This window comes from Aliiroseovarius sediminilitoris (assembly GCF_900109955.1).
GTDB classification, from domain to species: Bacteria; Pseudomonadota; Alphaproteobacteria; order Rhodobacterales; family Rhodobacteraceae; genus Aliiroseovarius; species Aliiroseovarius sediminilitoris.
Genome location: NZ_FOJB01000001.1, coordinates 2,047,778 through 2,066,491 on the forward strand (window position 1 = coordinate 2,047,778; position 18,714 = coordinate 2,066,491).

Here is an 18,714-nt window from a genome sequence, read left to right on the forward strand (position 1 = left end):
ATCAAACGGCGCTTGTCCGCGCGTGTTTCGTCAAATGTGCACCTCTGCCACCCGAAAGACAGACGGTGCGACGTCTGTTGCGACGAAAGACCTCAACCCAACCGCTTCGGCAGGTTGTTGGCCCAGGTCGAGATTGTGCCAGCCCCAAGACACACCACCATGTCGCCGGACCTGGCATGGTCTTTGACAAGCGCAGTCAGGGCGTCTTCGTCCGGGATCGCAAGGGCGTGGCGATGACCGTGGCGAACAAGCCCTGCGACCAGGTCGTCCCGGCTGGCCCCTTCGATCGGGTCTTCGCCCGCGGCATAAACATCGGCGATGCCCACAACGTCGGCTTCGTTAAAACAGGCACAGAAATCTTCAAACAAACCATGCAGGCGCGAGTAACGGTGCGGCTGATGCACGGCGATCACGCGACCCTCGGTGGCATGGCGCGCAGCCTTCAGGACAGCGGCGATTTCCACCGGGTGGTGGCCGTAATCGTCAATGATGGTGACACCATTGACCTCGCCCACGCGGGTGAAACGCCGGTTCACACCGCCGAAGTCTTCCAGCGCTGCGCGGATTTCGTCGCGCTTCATGCCCAGATGGCGGGCCACTGCCACCGCCGACAGCGCGTTCGAGACATTGTGGTCCCCTGGCATCGGCAGGGTGCAGCCGTCGATTCTTGTGCCTTCATTGTGCAGTTCGATATCGAAATGCGCGACGCCGCCTTTGTAGGTCAGATTGACCGCCCGCACATCAGCCTGCGCATTGAAGCCGTAAGTCACGACGCGGCGGTCGGTGATCTTGCCCACCAGCGCCTGCACTTCGGGGTGGTCAGTGCAGCATACGGCCAGCCCGTAGAATGGAATGTTGGACACGAAGTCGAGGAAACCCTGTCGCAGCGTGTCGAAATCGCCCCAATGTTCCATATGCTCGGGGTCGATATTGGTGACGATGGCAATGGTAGCGGGCAAGCGGTTAAAGGTGCCGTCGCTTTCATCGGCCTCGACCACCATCCATTCGCCCTGCCCCATCCGTGCGTTCGAGCCATAGGCGTGAATGATTCCGCCATTGATCACAGTCGGGTCGATCCCGCCCTTGACCAGAAGTTCCGCCACCATCGTGGTCGTGGTGGTTTTCCCATGTGTGCCCGCGACCGCAATGTTGGATTTCAGCCGCATCAGTTCGGCCAGCATCTCGGCCCGGCGCACCACCGGCAGGCCGCGCGCCCGCGCCGCATCCAGTTCCGGGTTGCCCGGCTTGATCGCGGACGAGATCACAACGACCTCGACATTCGCCAGGTTCTCGGCCCGCTGGCCCACGAAGATTTCAGCACCCAGATCGGCAAGACGGTCGGTGATTTTCGAAGTTTTCAGATCCGACCCCTGCACACGATAGCCATGGTTCAGCAAGACTTCGGCGATACCGGACATCCCGATCCCGCCGATCCCGACAAAATGGATCATCCCCATTTCGGTGGGAAGTTTGGTCGCTGCTGCGTTCATGCGGTTGCCTTTCTGCTCATGCGATAGTCCAGGACCAGCCACGCTGGATCAGGATGTCGGGACAACGCCCGTCAAGTGTTCGACCAGTTCCACCAAGGCTTCAGTCGCGTCAGGCCGGGCCTGCCCCTGCGCGGCGCGCGACATTCGCATGGCGCCTTCGGGATTGTCCAGAACCGTTCTGATCTGTTCGGACAGCGTGTCCACATCCAACCGGCTTTCAGGGATCAAGATCGCCGCGCCAGCTTCCACCAGCCCACGCGCATTTGCCGTTTGATGGTCGTCCGTCGCGTGCGGATAGGGCACAAGGATCGAGGGGCGACCGATGACCGAGATATCCGCCACCGACGACGCGCCCGCCCGGCTGATCACCAGTTGGGCCTCGGACATGCGGCGCGGGATGTCGTTGAAAAAGGGCTGCACATCCGCGCGGATGCCATGTTCGGTGTAATAGGCGCTGACGCGCGCCATATCCTCATCGCGGGCCTGATGGCTGACCGAGATATGCTTCAACAGTTCCGTCGGCAAAGCGGCAATCGCGGGCGGCACCGTGTCCGACAAGGCGCGCGCACCTTGCGATCCGCCGATGACCAGGATCGACATCGGATAATCGCCAGGCGCAATATAGCCCGAAGTTTCGCGGGCCAGCACCTCTGCCCGAACCGGGTTGCCAGTGTAGAAAGGGTTCGCACCGTCCGGCAGCGCGGTGGGCCAGGTGCCACAGGCAACAGCGTTCACACGGGTCGCAAAAATCCTGTTCACCCGTCCCAACACGCCGTTCTGTTCATGGATCATCCGTGGCAGGTTCAATACCTTGGCCGCGGCCAATGCCGGAATGGTGGGATACCCCCCGAACCCGACAACCGCTTTGGGTCGGTCGCGGCGCATTTGCAGGATCGCCCCCATGATGCCCGCACCGATACGGACGGGCACCATAGCCTTGGCCAACACGCCCCCGCGCGCGAAGGTCGCCGAGGACACTTCTTCGATCTCGACCACATGGGGAAAGCCGCCGGTATAGCGCGCGCCGCGCGCATCGGTTGACAGTTTCACCCGCCAGCCCTTGCGTAACATCGCCTCTGCCACTGCCTGCGCAGGAAACATGTGGCCACCGGTGCCGCCTGCGGCGATGACAAGAAGAGGTTTGGGCTCGTTCATCGCCCCTTCCTGTTTGCGAATACGTCCTGCATCCGGCCTTGTGGTCGGGAGCGGGTAAAGGCCAAAAGCATACCAAGTGTGATCCCTCCCGCGATCAGGGACGATCCACCATAGCTGACGAACGGCAAGGTCATTCCCTTGGCGGGCAGCAGCCGCACGGCCACCCCCATATTGATCAACGCCTGAATACCGAACATCGCCGCCAGTCCCGAGCCCGCCAATCGCGTGAACGTGTCGCGTTCGCGGATCAGGCGCAGAAAGCTGCGCACGACGATGGTGGCGTAAAGCGCGATGATGATCAGGACCAGGATCAGGCCATATTCCTCGGCGGCAACGGCAATGATGAAATCGGTATGCGCGTCCGGCAGCGACCATTTTACCTGCCCTTCACCCACACCCACGCCGAAAAACCCACCTTCGCGGATGGCGTTGGTGGCATAGCCAAGCTGGGTGGTGGGATCCACGTCAGGGGTCAGAAACCCGTCAATGCGGCGCGCGAAGTGCTCGGAGTTGCTATAGGCGAACATCCCGCCCAGAACGACCACACCTGCGGCCGCGGCCAGAAACAGGATCGGCGCACCGGCCAGGAAATACATCACGCCCCAGCCAAACAGCACCAGAGCGGCCTGTCCAAAATCCGGTTGCAGCGCGAGGAAACCGACGATCACCAGAACCAGCGCCAGTGACATCGACCGCCCGGGTGGGCCGCTAATTTCCTGACTGGCGGCCATCAGCCATGCAGCGACCACAACAAAACCGGGTTTCAGAAACTCGGACGGCTGAACCGAGGCAAAGCCCAGCGAATACCATCGCACGGCACCTTTGCCGTAATCCGTGCCCAGAACCGGCAACAGCATGACCGCCACCAAAGCGACCAGAAATCCCAGCACACCAAGGCGGCGAACCATTTGGGGGCTCATCAGCGTGGTGGCAAACAGAGTGATCAATGCCATCACGCCAAAGACCAACTGACGTTCAACATAGTAAAAATTTGCCAAACCGTTGCGTTCCGCCAGAGGAGGCGACGCAGCCAGCCCAAGCAAAATGCCGATCCCGAACAGGATCAGAATGCACGATACCGACCATTTGTCGATTGTGCGCCACCACCGGGGAAGAATGGGGTCGCCGTCACGCGCGGGAACCGCGCCATATACCATCTCTGTCATGAGAAAATGCCTGCCACTTGTCTGTACCGCTCGTATCTACCAACGGCAGGCCCCGGTAGTTCGGGTTATATCTGCCATTGATCCTCATTCGCCCATCTTATGCGGGTCGTTGCGCGAAGATTAGCGGGGTTTTCGCCACTTTTCCAGAGAATTCGCGCCCATACACTGTGCGATGGGCAATCAGCTGCCCGGTGGGCCGACAGCGCGCGACTTGGACCGATCTCGACCCAATTGGCTTTCACGCCAGATGATCACCAGACCTGCGAAAACGACGACTCCTGCGCCAAGCAGCGTTTGCAGCGTCGGCAACTCGCTGAAGAAGATGTAACCGAAGGCGAGCGCAAACAACATCGACGAATAATCAAACGGCGCGATGGTCGAGGCATCTGCATGCGTATAGGCCGTGGTCAACATCAACTGACCAACCCCACCAAACAGCCCGGCCCCCAGCAAAAGTGCGAACTCCCACCTGGTAGGCCAGACCCAGCCAAAAGGCATCGTCAGGGCAGACAGGCATACAGCTGTCAACGACGCATAGATGACAACAGTTGAGGGCGGATCAATCCCCACCAGCTTGCGCACCAGGATCTTCGCCACTGCCATGCAGCAGGCCGCAACAAGCGCCAGAACGGCACCGAAGGCCCGAAGTGCATCATCTTCTCCCGTCCCTCCAAAGCCTTCGAGACGCGGCCAGAGGATCACCAGCACGCCAGCCAGCCCCGCCAGCACTGCCCCGATACGCACCATGCGCACCTGTTCGCCCAGAAAGATCGCCGCAAGGGCCACAGTGATAATCGGAGCCGCATAGAATATGGCGGTGACTTCGGGTAGTGGAAGATAACCAAGAGCCGCGAAGCTGAGCGTCATTGCCAGCACACCGATCGTGCCCCTGCTGATATGCCCCCATGGATTCTTGGTGCGAAGGGCAGAGTGCAACCGCCCCTCATACGCCAACCAGCCAAGGATCACCGGCAGCGCAAAAAGCGAGCGGAAAAACACCGCCTCGCCCACAGGCACATGGACCGTGACCGCTTTCACCATCGTCTGAAGCGAGATAAAGAAGGCGACCGATCCGAGTTTCAGAGCTATGCCACGCGAAGGGTTCATCCCTTTGCGTAGCCCACGTGCCGCGCCGTTGGAAGTCAAGAAATTGCGCGCGTCTGCGCAATTCACAACGCCTTGGAACCGTTGAGACGAAAAACGCCCCCGACCTGCGGGGGCGTTTGACTTGGTTTCCGGTTCACCTAGTTGATCAGTGTCAGCAACGTGTCCAGCGACTGTTTCGCGTCACCATAGAACATGCGCGTGTTTTCCTTGAAGAACAACGGGTTCTCGATGCCCGAATAGCCGGTGCCCTGCCCACGTTTCGACACGAAGACCTGTTTTGCTTTCCAGCATTCCAGCACCGGCATACCCGCGATGGGGCTGTTGGGATCTTCCTGTGCCGCCGGATTCACGATGTCGTTCGAGCCGATGACGATGGCGACATCCGTATCGGGGAAGTCGTCGTTGATCTCGTCCATTTCCAGCACGATATCGTAAGGCACTTTGGCCTCGGCCAGCAGCACGTTCATGTGACCCGGCAGACGACCCGCGACGGGGTGAATGGCGAAGCGCACATTCTTGCCCTTGGCGCGCAAACGGCGGGTCAGTTCGGCCACGTTCTGCTGGGCTTGCGCCACAGCCATGCCGTAGCCCGGGATGATGACCACGCTGTCGGCGTCCTCAAGCGCTGCCGCCACACCATCGGCGTCGATGGCGATCTGTTCGCCTTCGATTTCCATGGCAGGACCAGACGAGCCGCCGAAGCCGCCCAGGATCACACTGATGAACGACCGGTTCATCGCCTTGCACATGATATAGGACAGGATCGCACCGGACGAGCCAACCAGAGCACCGACAACGATCAGAAGGTCATTGCCAAGCGAGAAACCAATCGCCGCCGCGGCCCAGCCGGAATAGCTGTTCAGCATCGACACAACGACCGGCATGTCAGCACCGCCGATGCCCATGATCAGGTGATAGCCGATGAAGAACGCCGCCAATGTCATCACGAACAGCGGCAGGAAGCCACCGGTGTTGAAATACCAGATCAGACAGATCAACGACAGGATCGCGGCACCGGCGTTCAGCGCATGGCCACCGGGCAGCTTTTCCGCCGCCGAGCTGACTTTGCCCGCGAGTTTTCCATAGGCAATGACCGACCCGGTGAAGGTCACGGCACCGATGAAGACACCCAGGAACAGCTCAACACGCAGGATGTTCTGCTCAACCGGTGTCTTATGCGCCAGCAGGGCCGCGAAGCCCTGAAGTCCCTGACGAGCCTCGTCACTCATCGCCAGCACATTGCCCAGTTCGATATGGGCGTTGTAGCCCACGAACACCGCTGCCAGACCGACCAGCGAATGCATCGCGGCGACCAGTTGCGGCATTTCGGTCATCTGGACCCGCTGGGCGACATAGGTGCCGATGACACCGCCACCCGCGATCAGAACGATCGACAGCAACCACAGGCCCGATCCGGGGCCGACCAGCGTGGCGAACACCGCCAGCGCCATGCCGACAATGCCATACCAAACAGCGCGTTTCGCGCTTTCCTGTCCCGACAGACCGCCAAGAGAGAGGATGAACAGAACTGCCGCAACAACATATGCGGCCGTGGTGAAACCAAAATCCATGATCCCTACCCCCTTAAGATTTCTGGAACATGGCAAGCATGCGCCGTGTTACGAGGAAGCCACCGAAGATGTTGATCCCGGCCATGAAGATCGACAGAGCCGCCAACAAGATAACCAGGAACGATCCCGACCCGATTTGCATCAGCGCACCAAGTATGATGATCGACGAAATCGCGTTGGTCACAGCCATCAACGGCGTGTGGAGCGAATGCGAGACATTCCAGATCACCTGAAATCCCACGAACACCGCCAGGACGAAGACGATGAAGTGCTGCATGAAACTGGCGGGAGTATACAGACCCGCAAGCAGCATCAGCGCGCCACCGACACCCAGGAGGGTGAATTGTTGTTTGGTTTGTGCTTTGAATGCGGCAACCTCGGCGGCGCGTTTTTCTTCCGGGGTCAGTTCCGGCACCACCGCTTTCGGTTTGGCCGCAATGGCCGGCACTTTCGGGGGTGGTGGTGGGAATGTGATCTCGCCCTGATGGGTCACAGTCGCGCCGCGGATGACGTCATCTTCCATGTTGTGATTGATCTTGCCGTCCTTTTCAGGCGTCAGGTCAGACATCATGTGGCGAATGTTATTGGCATAAAGCGACGACGCTTGCGATGCCATACGCGACGGGAAATCGGTATAGCCGATGATGGTCACGCCATTGTCGGTCACGATCTTCTCATCCGGGACCGTCAGTTTGCAGTTGCCGCCCTTCTCGGCCGCAAGGTCCACGATGACACTGCCCGGCTTCATGGCTTTCACCATGTCCTCGGTCCACAACTCGGGTGCTTCGCGGTTGGGGATCAGCGCGGTGGTGATCACGATGTCCACTTCTGGCGCCAACTCACGGAACTTGGCAAGTTGGGCTTCGCGGAATTCGGGGCTTGAGACAGAGGCGTAACCACCCGTGGCAGCCCCGTCCTGCTGGTCTTCCTCGAAATCCAGATAGACGAATTCGGCACCCATACTTTCAACCTGCTCGGCCACTTCCGGGCGCACGTCGAACGCATAGGTGATCGCACCCAGAGAGGTCGAGGTGCCAATGGCGGCCAGACCCGCCACGCCGGCACCGACCACCAGAACCTTGGCGGGCGGCACTTTACCTGCCGCCGTCACCTGACCGGTGAAGAAACGACCGAAATTGTTACCCGCTTCGATCACCGCACGGTAGCCCGCGATATTGGCCATCGACGACAGCGCGTCCATCTTCTGCGCGCGCGAAATCCGCGGCACCATCTCCATGGCGATGACGTTCGCGCCCGACGCCTTGGCCTTTTCCATGCCCGCTTCGTTGCCGCCCGGATTGAAGAAACTGATCAGCGTCTTGTCCGCCGACAGCCGCTTCAGTTCAGCGTCATTTGGCGGGCGCACCTTGGCGATGATATCTGCCGCTTTCCAAAGCGCGGCGGCGGTCTTTACGACCTCGACGCCAGCCTCTTTGTAAGCCGCGTCCGAGAAGCCCGCAGCGTTACCTGCCTTGGTCTCGATCACGCATTCATAGCCCAGCTTTTGCAGCATCTGAGCGCTTTCCGGGGTCATTGCGACCCGGTTCTCGCCCTCGTAAACTTCTTTGGGTACACCGATCTTCACAGTCTCTTCCTTCTCCCGTCGTCTGCCGAACGAGGGTCAATCCCTCGGCCCCGGCGGTTTCCTGCGCATCCTATACGCGGCTCAGGCGCAAGATGCTATCGTTACGGAGCGCATTGCGACAATAATGTTTCAATACGCGACTCCCCTTCACAGGGCAATGCTGCTGTGCAGCGGGGCAATCATATCCAACGACGCACCTGTCCCGCCCAATCGCTGAATGCGGGGCCGAATTTGGCCGAAAGCGTCGCTTCTTCCCATAAAATGAACCGCTTGGTGATGATGGTGGTGAATACGGGCACCAACAGAAGGGCTGGCAGCACGTCCCACCTAAGTATAAGACCTGTCAGGATCATCGCATCGCCCAGATAGATCGGATTTCGCGTCCAGCGGTAGATGCCACGCTTTAACAGAACCGTCGGCTGCTCACCCGGGATGACAGTGGTGCGGGCACGCCTGAATTCCCACATCGCGACACCCAGCAGACCAAGCCCAAGCACAATCAGCAGGTTGCCAAGCCCAAAGGTCACGCCCAGCCCGAAGCCCAACCCCGGCACAACCCGGTCCAACCCATAGGCCAGCGCGATCATCGTCAACAGCCAGACCGGCGGCATATCAAGCCAACGGGTGAATTGTGTCATAGGGGTGCCGCCTTCCGGTCGTTTCATGTTGCGAAAGTTGTAATGGATCGGGTGTGATGTGCAACGCCGATTGCACGGATATGACCTTGCCGTCAGCAAGGAAACCCATACTCTGCCACCGAACCGCGACCGGAGCATCACATGACCGATTTCAGCGCCACCAAACGGCTTTTTACCCTGCCAGATGGCGTGACCTATCTGGACGGCAACTCGCTTGGTCCTCTGCCGGTTGCCGCGCGGGATCGGGTGGTGTCCTGCCTGCGCGATGAATGGGGCGAGTTGCTGATCACCGGGTGGAACAAGGCCGGCTGGATGGCGCAGCCGCGCGCCCTGGGCGACCGGATCGGTCGGTTGATCGGGGCCGCGCCGGGCACGACGGTGGTGGGCGACACCCTGTCGATCAAGGTCTATCAGGCGCTGGCCTCGGCGTTGACACTGCGACCCGGTCGCCGCGTGATCCTGTCGGACAGCGGCAATTTCCCCACCGATCTCTATATGGCCGAGGGGCTGGTGCGGTCGCTGGATCAAGGACACCGGATCGAAACCCCTGCCCCGGAAGACGTTGGCGACCGCATCACATCGATCGGTGACGACCTTGCCGTTCTGATGTTGACCGAAGTGGATTACCGCACCGGGCGGCGACACGACATGGCCGCGCTGATCAAGGCGGCACACAAGGTCGGCGCGCTGGTGATCTGGGATCTGGCCCATTCGGCCGGTGCTTTCCCGGTCGATGTGGCGGGCGCGGATGCGGATTTCGCTGTTGGCTGCACCTATAAATACCTCAATGGCGGCCCCGGCGCGCCCGCGTTCATCCATGTGGCACCACGCCTTGCCGATCGGGTGCAGCCCGCGCTGTCAGGATGGCTGGGTCACGACGCGCCCTTTGCCTTCGACCCTGACTATCGCCCCGGCCCCGGCATCGAGCGGATGCGCGTCGGCACACCGCCGGTTCTGCAAATGGCGGCACTGGAGGCAGCGTTGGATATCTGGGATCAGGTGGACATGGACGCCCTGCGCGCCCAGTCGGTTGCGCTGTGCGAGCGGTTCATTGAGGGGGTCGAGGCCAGTTGCCCTGACCTGACCCTTGCCAGCCCACGCGAGGCCGCGATGCGCGGCTCACAGGTGAGTTTTCGATTTGAACATGGCTATGCCGCCATGCAGGCGCTGATCGCGCGCAGCGTGATCGGAGATTTCCGCGCCCCGGACATCATACGCTTCGGCTTCACGCCGCTTTATATTGACAACGGGGATGTCGACCGGGCCGTGGCCACGCTGTCAGACATCATGGCGACCCGCCAATGGGACCGGCCCGAGTATCACACCCGGGCCGCCGTGACCTGAGCGTCAGTGCGCAGGCTGAATGAACGTCCCGTTGCGCAGATCGGCCATCGCCTGCCGCAGTTCGTCTTTGGTGTTCATCACGATGGGACCGTGCCACGCCACGGGCTCGCGGATCGGCGCACCGGCGACCAGCAAGAACCGAACGCCTTCGGGTCCGGCCTGCACGCGCACGTCGTCACCCGCACCAAAGCGCACCACGGTGCGGTTGCCCGACAGGTCGCGAATGTTGACCTCCTGCCCCATGACCTCTTTTTCCAACAGCACACCCTGCGGCGCAGCAGCATCCGTGAAGGCACCGGCCCCTTCGAACACATAGGCAAATGCCTGGCGACGCGTGTCGATCGGGAAGGTCTTGGTTATGCCCGCCGGGACGCTCACATCCAGATAAAGCGGATCGGCGGCAATCCCATCAACGGGACCGGACTTGCCCCAGAAATCCCCCACGACCACGCGCACCTTGGTGCCGTCGTCTTCCTCGATCACCGGAATTTCGACCGATGGCACGTCCTGATACTTCGGCGCGGTCATCTTCAGATCGCGCGGCAGGTTGGCCCAAAGCTGGAACCCGTGCATCTGCCCCTTGGTGTTTGCGTGCGGCATTTCCTGATGCATGATCCCCGACCCTGCGGTCATCCACTGAATATCGCCCGCGCCAAGACGCCCTGCGTTGCCAAGGCTGTCCTCGTGCTCGACCTCACCGGCCAGAACATAGGTGATCGTTTCGATCCCCCGGTGCGGATGCCAGGGAAAGCCCTTTTCGGACAGACGCGGATCGTCGTTGCGGAAATCGTCAAACAACAGGAATGGGTCATAGGCTTCCGGCTCGTGAAAGCCAAAGGCACGATGCAGGTGAACACCCGCGCCTTCCAGCGTGGGTTTCGACTGGGTGGCCGACAAAACGGGACGAATGGACATGGTATCCCCCTTTCAGAAGGTCATGTGGCGTTTGCTTTTATCTAGGGACGACCCGTTCATTCTACAATTGCGCGCAGTTTAACAGTGGTCGCGCATTATTGCACAATTCGCGCGTGGGGAAGCGCGCGCAGTCCATTCGTGCTATGCTTGCAGAATTACTGTATCGATTGAGGCAACGATGGCCCAAAAATTCTCCGACGTCGAATGGCTTGAGATCGAGGCGCATCTGGACGCGGCCCTTGCCCAAGACCCCGAAGCCTATGGCCTGCCAGAGAGGCGCGACGGGTCGGTCATCCTGATGTCATGGAACATCCGCAAATTTGGCGCGGTGGCAGATCGCGACGGGCCAAAGAAAAGCCCCGGCGCAACACGGATGATTGAACGGATCGCCGCACAGGCCGACCTGCTTTCGATACAGGAACAACAAGACGATACCGGCGCACTGGACGCACTGGTCGCCGCGCTTAACCCCAACTATGGCGTAATTTACAGCGACGTGACCGGGCGCAGTCCCGGCTATAAGGGTATGTCGGAACGCTTTGCCTATCTGTTTCGTCATGACCGCGTCCGGCTCGGTCATCTGGCCTCGGACCTGTCCTATGACCGCACGGCGATCGCCGCGAACATGAACGAGGCGCTGAAAGCGTCCTTTGATACCAGCGTGCCGGGTCAGGACGACCCCGGCTATCTGGAGCAGTTGATGACCTGGGTTCAAAACACCACGCGCCTCATGGGGTCGCAGTTTTCCAAATTCGTGCAGTTTATCCGCAGCCCTTATCTGGTCGAATTTCGGATCGACGGACCGGATGGGCAGTATGAAATCTATGCGGTCAACGCGCATCTGGTTTCTGGCAAGAAGACCGAGCGCGAGCAGGAGTTCTTCGCCCTGCTGGAGTGGTTGCTGCATGACAGCCGCAAGACGGTCAGCGAACGCGGCAAGATCATCATGATCATGGGCGATCTGAACCTGGATTTTGACAGTTCAAACGAAGACAGGCGTTTGGGAATCGAAAACTACGTCACCGGGATCAACGCGAAACGGCGGCTGGATGCCAAGGTGAACTTCCCGTTCCTTGATGGCGCGTTCAACACCAACGCCCGACGCACCCAGACTTATGACCATATCGCGTGGCTTGCCGACGACACGCGCCTGCCACGTGGGCGTCATAACGCCCTGGCGGGCACGCTTGGCCCGGATCAGTTCGATTATGGCATGTTTGATTTCACACAATTGTTCATGGATGCCGGCCCCGGTCTTTTGCCCGATGGAACCCCCGATTACGCGCGGTTTGCGCACGACCTGTCAGACCATATGCCGATCTGGGTCAGACTGCCCCGACCGAACGCGGGGCAGCACCGGTTTACGGTGTGACAGGTACCGGGCACGGGTTCGCCGCCGTATCATAACAGAGTGTCTGATACTCGCGCGGGCTTGTGACGACCACATGTTCTGTGTTGCGCGGATATATCCCGGTCCAGAACCCGGCAAATGGCGGTTCATATTTCGCGACGGTTTCCACAACGATCAGTTCTTCACCATCATACATCTTGGGAATATGTGGTCCCAGATACTGTCGCATCGTTGCTTGCGTATGGCCTGTGATACCGCTGTTATAACTGGCCTGAGAATCGCCAGGGTCCAGGGTCAGCTTACGCGGGATCGCGTCATTGCATTCCGCAGAAGTGAGTTCACATTTCACGACCGTCACACGCACCCAGCTTTCTTCTTTCGAACGCGACATATATTCAAACAGTTCGTCCAGCCCTTCCAATATGGTGCGGTCATATTTATCAATTCGGGACAAATAATCCGAGATCGCATAGTTCGCTTTCAGCGCAAGGCTTTGATGGCGATAAGCATCGAAATAGGTGTGCAACGCTTGCAGGCCGAACAGAAGCAGCGGCAAAATGATGACGCTTTCGACTGTCACCGTGCCGCGCTCGGTCCGGGCAAACAGGGATAGACGCCGACCCGCGGCAGAACGCATTTTATCAAGGAATGTGTTTGTCATGCTCATCCCTATGGTTCGTTCACAAAGGTTGACACCGCGACAATCGACACCCCACCCGACGGGTCTCGCGGCAAGCCCATAACATACGGCGTCGTTGCAAAGAACGGATCACGGATAAGACAGGCACGCACCAGCATCAAATCGCCCCCACCACCGGGTGAATAGCTGGTCAGGGGTTTGATATTCTCGGCGCGATCGACGCAGGGGATTGGTCCCGTCGGCAGGGACCAACTGCCTTGATCAACCAGTCGCAGATCGACCGATATCTCTTCTTCGCAGTTCCTGAACAGGATCGTGTCTTGGCAAATCGCCTTTTTCAGATCGGCAAGATTGGCAGGGCGGCTGATACCCAGCCGTAAATCGCGCACATTCAAATCCAGCGCGCGTTCCAGCATCATGGAGCGCATCCCGTAAAAGCTCAGCTCGAACGATGTCAGGAACAAGGTCATGAACAAGGGGAACCAGATCACGAATTCGACGGTCGAGCTGCCATCGGACGCGCGCAGCCGCCGCCAATATGCCTGCAATACCTGTTTCATTCGTTACATTCCGTTCTACGTTTCGCCACGATCCGGGCGCAAAAGAAAACACGTGGTTGTTTTGGGCCGCACTTCACACGCACGGCCCTGCCGTGTCAGTTGATCAACCGCAGCTTGTTGATGTCCGCAGCGATTTTCGAGAACACTTGCGACAGGTTCACGCTGCTATCACCCTTCGTCACCTTGTAGTGCAGGCGCTTGCCACCTTTCACAGATGCACAGGATTCCAGCGAGCTTGTGTCCGTCGACGAGCTTGTCTCCATCTCGATCGTATAGATCGTCATCCCGGCGTTCTTCGCAGCGGTGCATTGATCCCTCAAGCGTTCATCAATATCGCCGATATTGGCCGCATCACCGTCCGAGTTGTTGCTGTTCGAGATCAAGCGCCCAGGGTCTCCCAGCCAGCTAAACCGTTCGACATAGCCCCAGACATAATCCCTTTTCCAGAAGTTCTGCCAGGACAGGCGGGTCGGTTCAGCGACGCGTGGCTCTTCCCACCAGCTGGTCCCCGTTTCGGTTGCGCAGACATCGTCATAGGGATAGCCAAAACAATCGTTGGGATCATCTCCGAACGGTTTGTCATGCCATTCTGTCCGTGGGGTGCTTCTTGACCCACGATAATAGAACCATTGGTACTGATCTGTGCTGGCCCTATAGACCGACATGATTTCGCGTTCTTTGTCCCGGCCCTTGCTGTCCTTGTAAGGTGCCATGGTCAGCCAGAAGGGCGAAGGCCCGGTGCGATACCCGTCATAAACATAGTGGTGGTTGGTGTTCTGACCATCTGTCATCAACACCAGAAACTTTGACGAAGACGTCGTGGCCGGATTATAGGGGCGTCCGGCGAAATTGCTGTTCACCACGCCGTCACCGATCAGGCTGGTGATCGCCGGTTGTGCCTCTTGATGCAGAAGGGCCGCGCCCCATTTCACACCGATGTCAATCGCGGTGTCGCCCTCCGCTTGCAACGCCTGGATCTTGGTTTTCATTACCGTTGGCGAAACCTCAAACGGTACGACTTCGCGCCAGGAATCCGTATGGCAGGACAGATAAGCATCAGAGTTGGTGTTCTTGTAGCTTCCGCCATACCGATAGAATTTCGCCGCCTGGCGAATAATCCGATTCGGATCCAGAATCGGATCGGCATCCGACTTTATGCCCGCTTGGTTGAATTGTTCATCCAGAAATGTTGCACAATAGGCATCGGTCTGTGCATCCAGACGGTTGAATTTGGTCAGCAAGGTCTGCCCCACATTCACCTGCGTCGAATATGGCACCAGAGAGATTGACGTCTTGAAGTTGTCAATCGTGCAATCTGTCGACGTGCTGCCGTCATTGGGGTTACACAGCAGCAGGTTCGAAAACTCTGTCGCGGCCTTACGCAATTCATAGATCTTCGAATTCCCTGTTGTCGCATTGTCTTTCATCGAACCAGAGACATCCACGACCAGCGAAATCTCGGTCAGCTGGTTGATCTTGGCGGCCCCACCGCTGGCAGGTGCGTTCATGTAATCGACACCGACAGCACCCAGAAACGGCATGCCGACATTCATATTGGCGGTGGCCGTCACCATCGTGCCGTCAGACGCGACTGTGACCTTCACATCTTCTTTCTTGATATAGTTCCCCAGCCCGGACCGGGCGAAGTAATCCATCACGACATCTTTTCGGTCGTTTTCCTGATCGGGATGGGCGGCGGCCAGAAGCGCGCGATCCATCGTTGCCTGAAGGCGGGTGCGCTGAAGCTCGTATCGCATCAGATCGACGGACAGGCCGGACACGATCAGCAGCGTGATGAACAGAAACATAGCAAGGATGAACATCGCGCCATCCTCGTCATCCGCAAATTTGCCGATCCGTCCCAAGCGAGCTTGCCTGGCCAGCCTAGATTTCATAATCCCCAAGCGGTCACTATGTCGCGCCATTTCGAACTCCCTTCCCATGCCCCCGCACGGTAAAACTCGTAAACCAGAACACGGTTTAACCTTTTGGTAGATTATCAATGGCTGTGGCGAAACTAAGGCATTTTTATAGCAAATGTGATTTTGTCAGTGGAAAGACACAATATTGTTCGCATTGACGCGACAGAAGCGGCAAGCGGCGACTTCTGACCCGACTTTCGCACCAATTGCCGGGCGATTGCGGGGGTGGCTTTGGTGGCAATTAAGCCTAACCTGTTCCAAGAAGCGTCGCAGAAGGTTGATTCTGCGGCAGTGCAGAAAAGACCGCAGAGGTGCAAAAAGATGGCTGATATGGCTAATATCAAAGAGCCGAGTTTCCGCGATTCCGTAAACCTGATGTTCGACCGCGCGGTCGCATTGATGGATATTCCCACAGGGTTGAAAGAGAAAATCCGCGTGTGCAATTCGACCTATACGGTTCGGTTTGGCGTGCGGCTAAGGGGGGAAATTCGCACCTTCACCGGATACAGATCCGTCCATTCCGAACATATGGAACCGGTCAAGGGCGGCATTCGCTATGCCTCGGCCGTGAACCAGGACGAGGTCGAGGCGCTGGCCGCCCTGATGACGTTCAAATGTGCGCTTGTGGAAACACCCTTTGGCGGATCGAAAGGTGGGTTATGCATCGAGCCGCGCGATTATGAAGAGCACGAGTTGGAGTTGATCACGCGTCGCTTCGCCTATGAGCTGGCCAAGCGCGACCTGATCAACCCGTCGCAGAACGTCCCTGCCCCCGATATGGGCACGGGCGAGCGCGAAATGGCGTGGATCGCCGACCAATACGCGCGCATGAATACAACCGACATCAACGCACGCGCCTGCGTCACCGGCAAACCCACCCATGCCGGCGGGATTGCGGGCCGGGTCGAGGCCACCGGGCGCGGCGTGCAATACGCCCTGCGCGAGTTTTTCCGCCATCCCGAGGATGTCGCGATCGCAAACCTGTCCGGCAAGCTGGAAGGCAAACGCATCGTTGTGCAAGGGTTGGGGAATGTGGGCTATCACGCCGCCAAGTTTCTGTCAGAAGCGGACGGAGCGAAAATCGTCGGGATCATTGAACGCGACGGTGCCCTGGTCAATGACGAGGGTCTGGATGTCGAAGCCGTTCACCAGTGGATCGTGCAGCACGGCTGCGTGAAAGGGTTTGGTGACGCCAAATACCTTGAGGACGGTGCAAAAGTTCTTGAAACCGATTGCGACATCCTGATCCCTGCGGCGCTTGAGGGCGTGATCAACCTGTCCAATGCGGACCGCATTCAAGCACCTTTGATCATCGAAGCAGCCAACGGCCCGCTGACCTCGGGTGCGGATGAGGTTCTGCGCAAAAAAGGCACGGTAATCATTCCTGACCTGTATGCCAACGCAGGCGGTGTGACCGTCAGTTACTTTGAATGGGTCAAGAACCTGAGCCATATCCGGTTTGGCCGGATGCAGCGGCGTCAGGAAGAAGCCCGTCACCAACTGGTGGTGGACGAGTTGGAACGGCTGGACCGTTACCTTGGCGATGCGTGGTCGATGACACCGCAATTCAAGGAAAAATACCTGCGCGGCGCGGATGAACTGGAGCTGGTCCGCTCGGGTCTGGATGACACGATGCGCACCGCCTATCAGGACATGCGCGAGGTCTGGCATGCCCGCGATGATGTTGATGATCTGCGCATGGCGGCCTATATCGTGGCGATCAAGCGTGTGGCGGCAAGCTATCGCGCGAAGGGTCTGTAATCATACGTCGCCCTCTTTGCAAAACTGTAAAGAAGGCGGCGTATCCACCTGATATATAATGTTTTACTGCCGCAGCCGCTGAGCCTTCGACGCGTCTTGCAACGACCAGTATTGCAGGGCATCGCGAATGCCCTCAGCCGCCTGTCTGCGCCAGTTTTCGTCCTGCAACAGCTTGCGATCACGAGGCGAGGACAGAAACCCCAGTTCGATCAGGGCCGATGGAATGTCCGGCGCTTTCAGCACCGAAAATCCTGCCTTCATGCGCGGGGATTTGTAACTGGAGCCAGTGGCGGAATAGATCCCTTCGACCAGAGCATCGGCCAGTGCCTCGGCCCTCGGGGTGGTTTCGGTGCGCGCCAGATCCATCAGGACCAACGCCACCTCGTCCGACTGACGGGTCAGATCGACGCCCGCCAGAATGTCGCCCCGGTCGTGCCGCTCGGCGAGCGATTGCGAGGCCGCATCGGTTGCGTCTTCGGACAGGGTATAGACCGTGGCCCCGGTCGCGCGACCCTGAGCCAAGGCATCTGCATGCAGTGACAGGAATACATCGGCACCGGCCCGGCGGGCGATGGTCACGCGTTCTTCCAACGGGACGAACATATCGCGGTCACGGGTCATCACGACCTTGAAGCCCCCCGTCCGCAGCAGGGTTTCTTTCAGTTGGCGCGCGAAGGTCAGCATCAGGTCGGCTTCAACCACATCTTCGCGTTCCGCACCGGGATCAATGCCACCATGGCCAGGATCAAGCACCACCACCAGATCGCCAAACCCGGTCTGGCGGGTTTTGGGCGACGGCATGGGGCGCGGCGTGACGGGGGTGAATACGGCGCTGTCCGGCGCGCCGGTGGTTGCGGCGAACGCCTGCGGCGTCGATTGCGCAAGGTCCAGCCGCATCAGTGCTGTGCTGTCTGCGGTGTCTGTGCTGGTCATCCATGCGTTTTCCACCACCATCGGGGCGGCAAGCGTCAGGACAAGCCGGGTCCAGCCGGGACGAAACAGCCCTGCCCGCATCTCGACGATACGGTCCGAAGCCGCGAGCACAGCTTGCGGATCAAGCCCTGCCCAGTCCAGCTCCGAGAAGTCCACCACGACACGCTGCGGATCATCGAGTGTAAAGACCCGCCACGGCACCGCGCGGGACATCTCGATCTCAAGCGCAGCGCCGCGCCATCGATCGGTGATCGTGACCCCTGCGCCCTTCAGCCGCGCCAGCCCGGTCAGCGTTTGAGCAGCGGTGTCCGGCGCGCGTGAAGGGGGGGCGATAGTCACTGCGGCAGAAACATCGGGCATGCCGATGGCATACTGCGCTGGCCGGGGCTCCGGCGGCACGGATGTGATCGGCGCCGCCGTCTCCTGCCCGAAGCCTGCCCCTGCCATCAGGGCAGAGAAACACGCCGCCCGCAGGATCGTCCCCGCCCCGCGTTTCGTCCGTCTTGTCATCGTGGTTTGACCTTGTGGTTTGACCTTGCCCGAGCTGTGTTCTGACCGGAGCTTATCAAGCCCCGC

Annotated in this window: 15 protein-coding genes; 3 read left to right on the plus strand and 12 right to left on the minus strand. The window is 59.4% G+C overall.

Translation table 11 applies throughout. The features are described from left to right. Window positions 1-92: 92 nt before the first annotated feature. The 7 genes from murC to BMY55_RS10165 form a co-directional block, all read right to left on the minus strand. Entirely contained in the window at window positions 93-1,490 is a 1,398-nt protein-coding gene (murC, locus tag BMY55_RS10135) for a UDP-N-acetylmuramate--L-alanine ligase (protein WP_091430390.1), read from the minus strand. 48 nt (window positions 1,491-1,538) lie between these two features. Beyond that, window positions 1,539-2,645 (minus strand): undecaprenyldiphospho-muramoylpentapeptide beta-N-acetylglucosaminyltransferase, encoded by a 1,107-nt coding sequence (gene murG, locus BMY55_RS10140; protein WP_091430392.1) that lies wholly within the window; start codon window positions 2,643-2,645, stop codon window positions 1,539-1,541. Beyond that, window positions 2,642-3,811 (minus strand): putative lipid II flippase FtsW, encoded by a 1,170-nt coding sequence (gene ftsW / locus BMY55_RS10145; RefSeq protein ID WP_091430394.1) that lies wholly within the window; start codon window positions 3,809-3,811, stop codon window positions 2,642-2,644. The genes murG and ftsW overlap by 4 nt, the downstream gene beginning before the upstream one ends. 180 nt (window positions 3,812-3,991) lie before the next feature. Beyond that, on the minus strand, window positions 3,992-4,918 hold the full coding sequence (locus BMY55_RS10150; RefSeq protein WP_091430397.1) for a DMT family transporter: 927 nt from the start codon (window positions 4,916-4,918) through the stop codon (window positions 3,992-3,994). A 137-nt stretch (window positions 4,919-5,055) separates the two neighbouring features. Continuing rightward, window positions 5,056-6,489 carry an NAD(P)(+) transhydrogenase (Re/Si-specific) subunit beta gene (locus BMY55_RS10155; RefSeq protein ID WP_091430399.1) on the minus strand — a complete coding sequence of 478 codons (1,434 nt, stop codon included), beginning with the start codon at window positions 6,487-6,489 and terminating at the stop codon, window positions 5,056-5,058. A 13-nt stretch (window positions 6,490-6,502) separates the two neighbouring features. After that, a complete protein-coding gene (locus tag BMY55_RS10160) occupies window positions 6,503-8,074 on the minus strand; it encodes a Re/Si-specific NAD(P)(+) transhydrogenase subunit alpha (protein ID WP_091430401.1) in 1,572 nt (523 codons plus the stop codon). A gap of 179 nt (window positions 8,075-8,253) precedes the next feature. After that, entirely contained in the window at window positions 8,254-8,739 is a 486-nt protein-coding gene (locus BMY55_RS10165) for a methyltransferase family protein (RefSeq protein ID WP_245744709.1), read from the minus strand. 114 nt (window positions 8,740-8,853) lie between these two features. Between BMY55_RS10165 and kynU the strand changes: the two genes are divergently transcribed. Then, complete coding sequence (kynU, locus tag BMY55_RS10170) at window positions 8,854-10,056, plus strand: kynureninase (protein ID WP_091430403.1); 1,203 nt, start codon at window positions 8,854-8,856, stop codon at window positions 10,054-10,056. Between the two features lie 3 nt (window positions 10,057-10,059). On the opposite strand, the gene BMY55_RS10175 is transcribed toward kynU, so the two are convergent. Continuing rightward, window positions 10,060-10,971: a pirin family protein gene (locus BMY55_RS10175; RefSeq protein WP_091430405.1), complete on the minus strand. Its 912-nt coding sequence runs from the start codon at window positions 10,969-10,971 to the stop codon at window positions 10,060-10,062. 178 nt (window positions 10,972-11,149) lie between these two features. On the opposite strand from BMY55_RS10175, the gene BMY55_RS10180 reads away from it, so the two are divergent. Beyond that, window positions 11,150-12,343, plus strand: a complete 1,194-nt coding sequence (locus BMY55_RS10180) for an exonuclease/endonuclease/phosphatase family protein (RefSeq protein ID WP_091430407.1) — start codon at window positions 11,150-11,152, stop codon at window positions 12,341-12,343. Here the strand turns inward: BMY55_RS10180 and BMY55_RS10185 are convergent. From BMY55_RS10185 to BMY55_RS10195, 3 genes are all read right to left on the minus strand, one after another. Continuing rightward, window positions 12,333-12,983 carry a TadE/TadG family type IV pilus assembly protein gene (locus tag BMY55_RS10185; RefSeq protein ID WP_143064323.1) on the minus strand — a complete coding sequence of 217 codons (651 nt, stop codon included), beginning with the start codon at window positions 12,981-12,983 and terminating at the stop codon, window positions 12,333-12,335. The two genes, BMY55_RS10180 and BMY55_RS10185, sit on opposite strands and share 11 nt — an antisense overlap. 8 nt (window positions 12,984-12,991) lie before the next feature. Further along, the gene (locus BMY55_RS10190; RefSeq protein ID WP_091430412.1) at window positions 12,992-13,522 is read right to left on the minus strand and encodes a TadE/TadG family type IV pilus assembly protein; all 531 of its coding nucleotides are present in this window, start codon (window positions 13,520-13,522) and stop codon (window positions 12,992-12,994) included. Window positions 13,523-13,617: 95 nt separating this feature from the next. Continuing rightward, window positions 13,618-15,417: a pilus assembly protein gene (locus BMY55_RS10195; protein WP_177179325.1), complete on the minus strand. Its 1,800-nt coding sequence runs from the start codon at window positions 15,415-15,417 to the stop codon at window positions 13,618-13,620. 357 nt (window positions 15,418-15,774) lie between these two features. On the opposite strand from BMY55_RS10195, the gene BMY55_RS10200 reads away from it, so the two are divergent. After that, window positions 15,775-17,205, plus strand: coding sequence for a Glu/Leu/Phe/Val family dehydrogenase (locus BMY55_RS10200; protein WP_091432337.1), 1,431 nt, complete (start codon window positions 15,775-15,777; stop codon window positions 17,203-17,205). 63 nt (window positions 17,206-17,268) lie between these two features. Here BMY55_RS10200 and BMY55_RS10205 read toward each other — a convergent pair whose 3' ends face one another. Continuing rightward, a complete protein-coding gene (locus BMY55_RS10205) occupies window positions 17,269-18,648 on the minus strand; it encodes an N-acetylmuramoyl-L-alanine amidase (protein ID WP_245744710.1) in 1,380 nt (459 codons plus the stop codon). Window positions 18,649-18,714 lie beyond the last annotated feature (66 nt).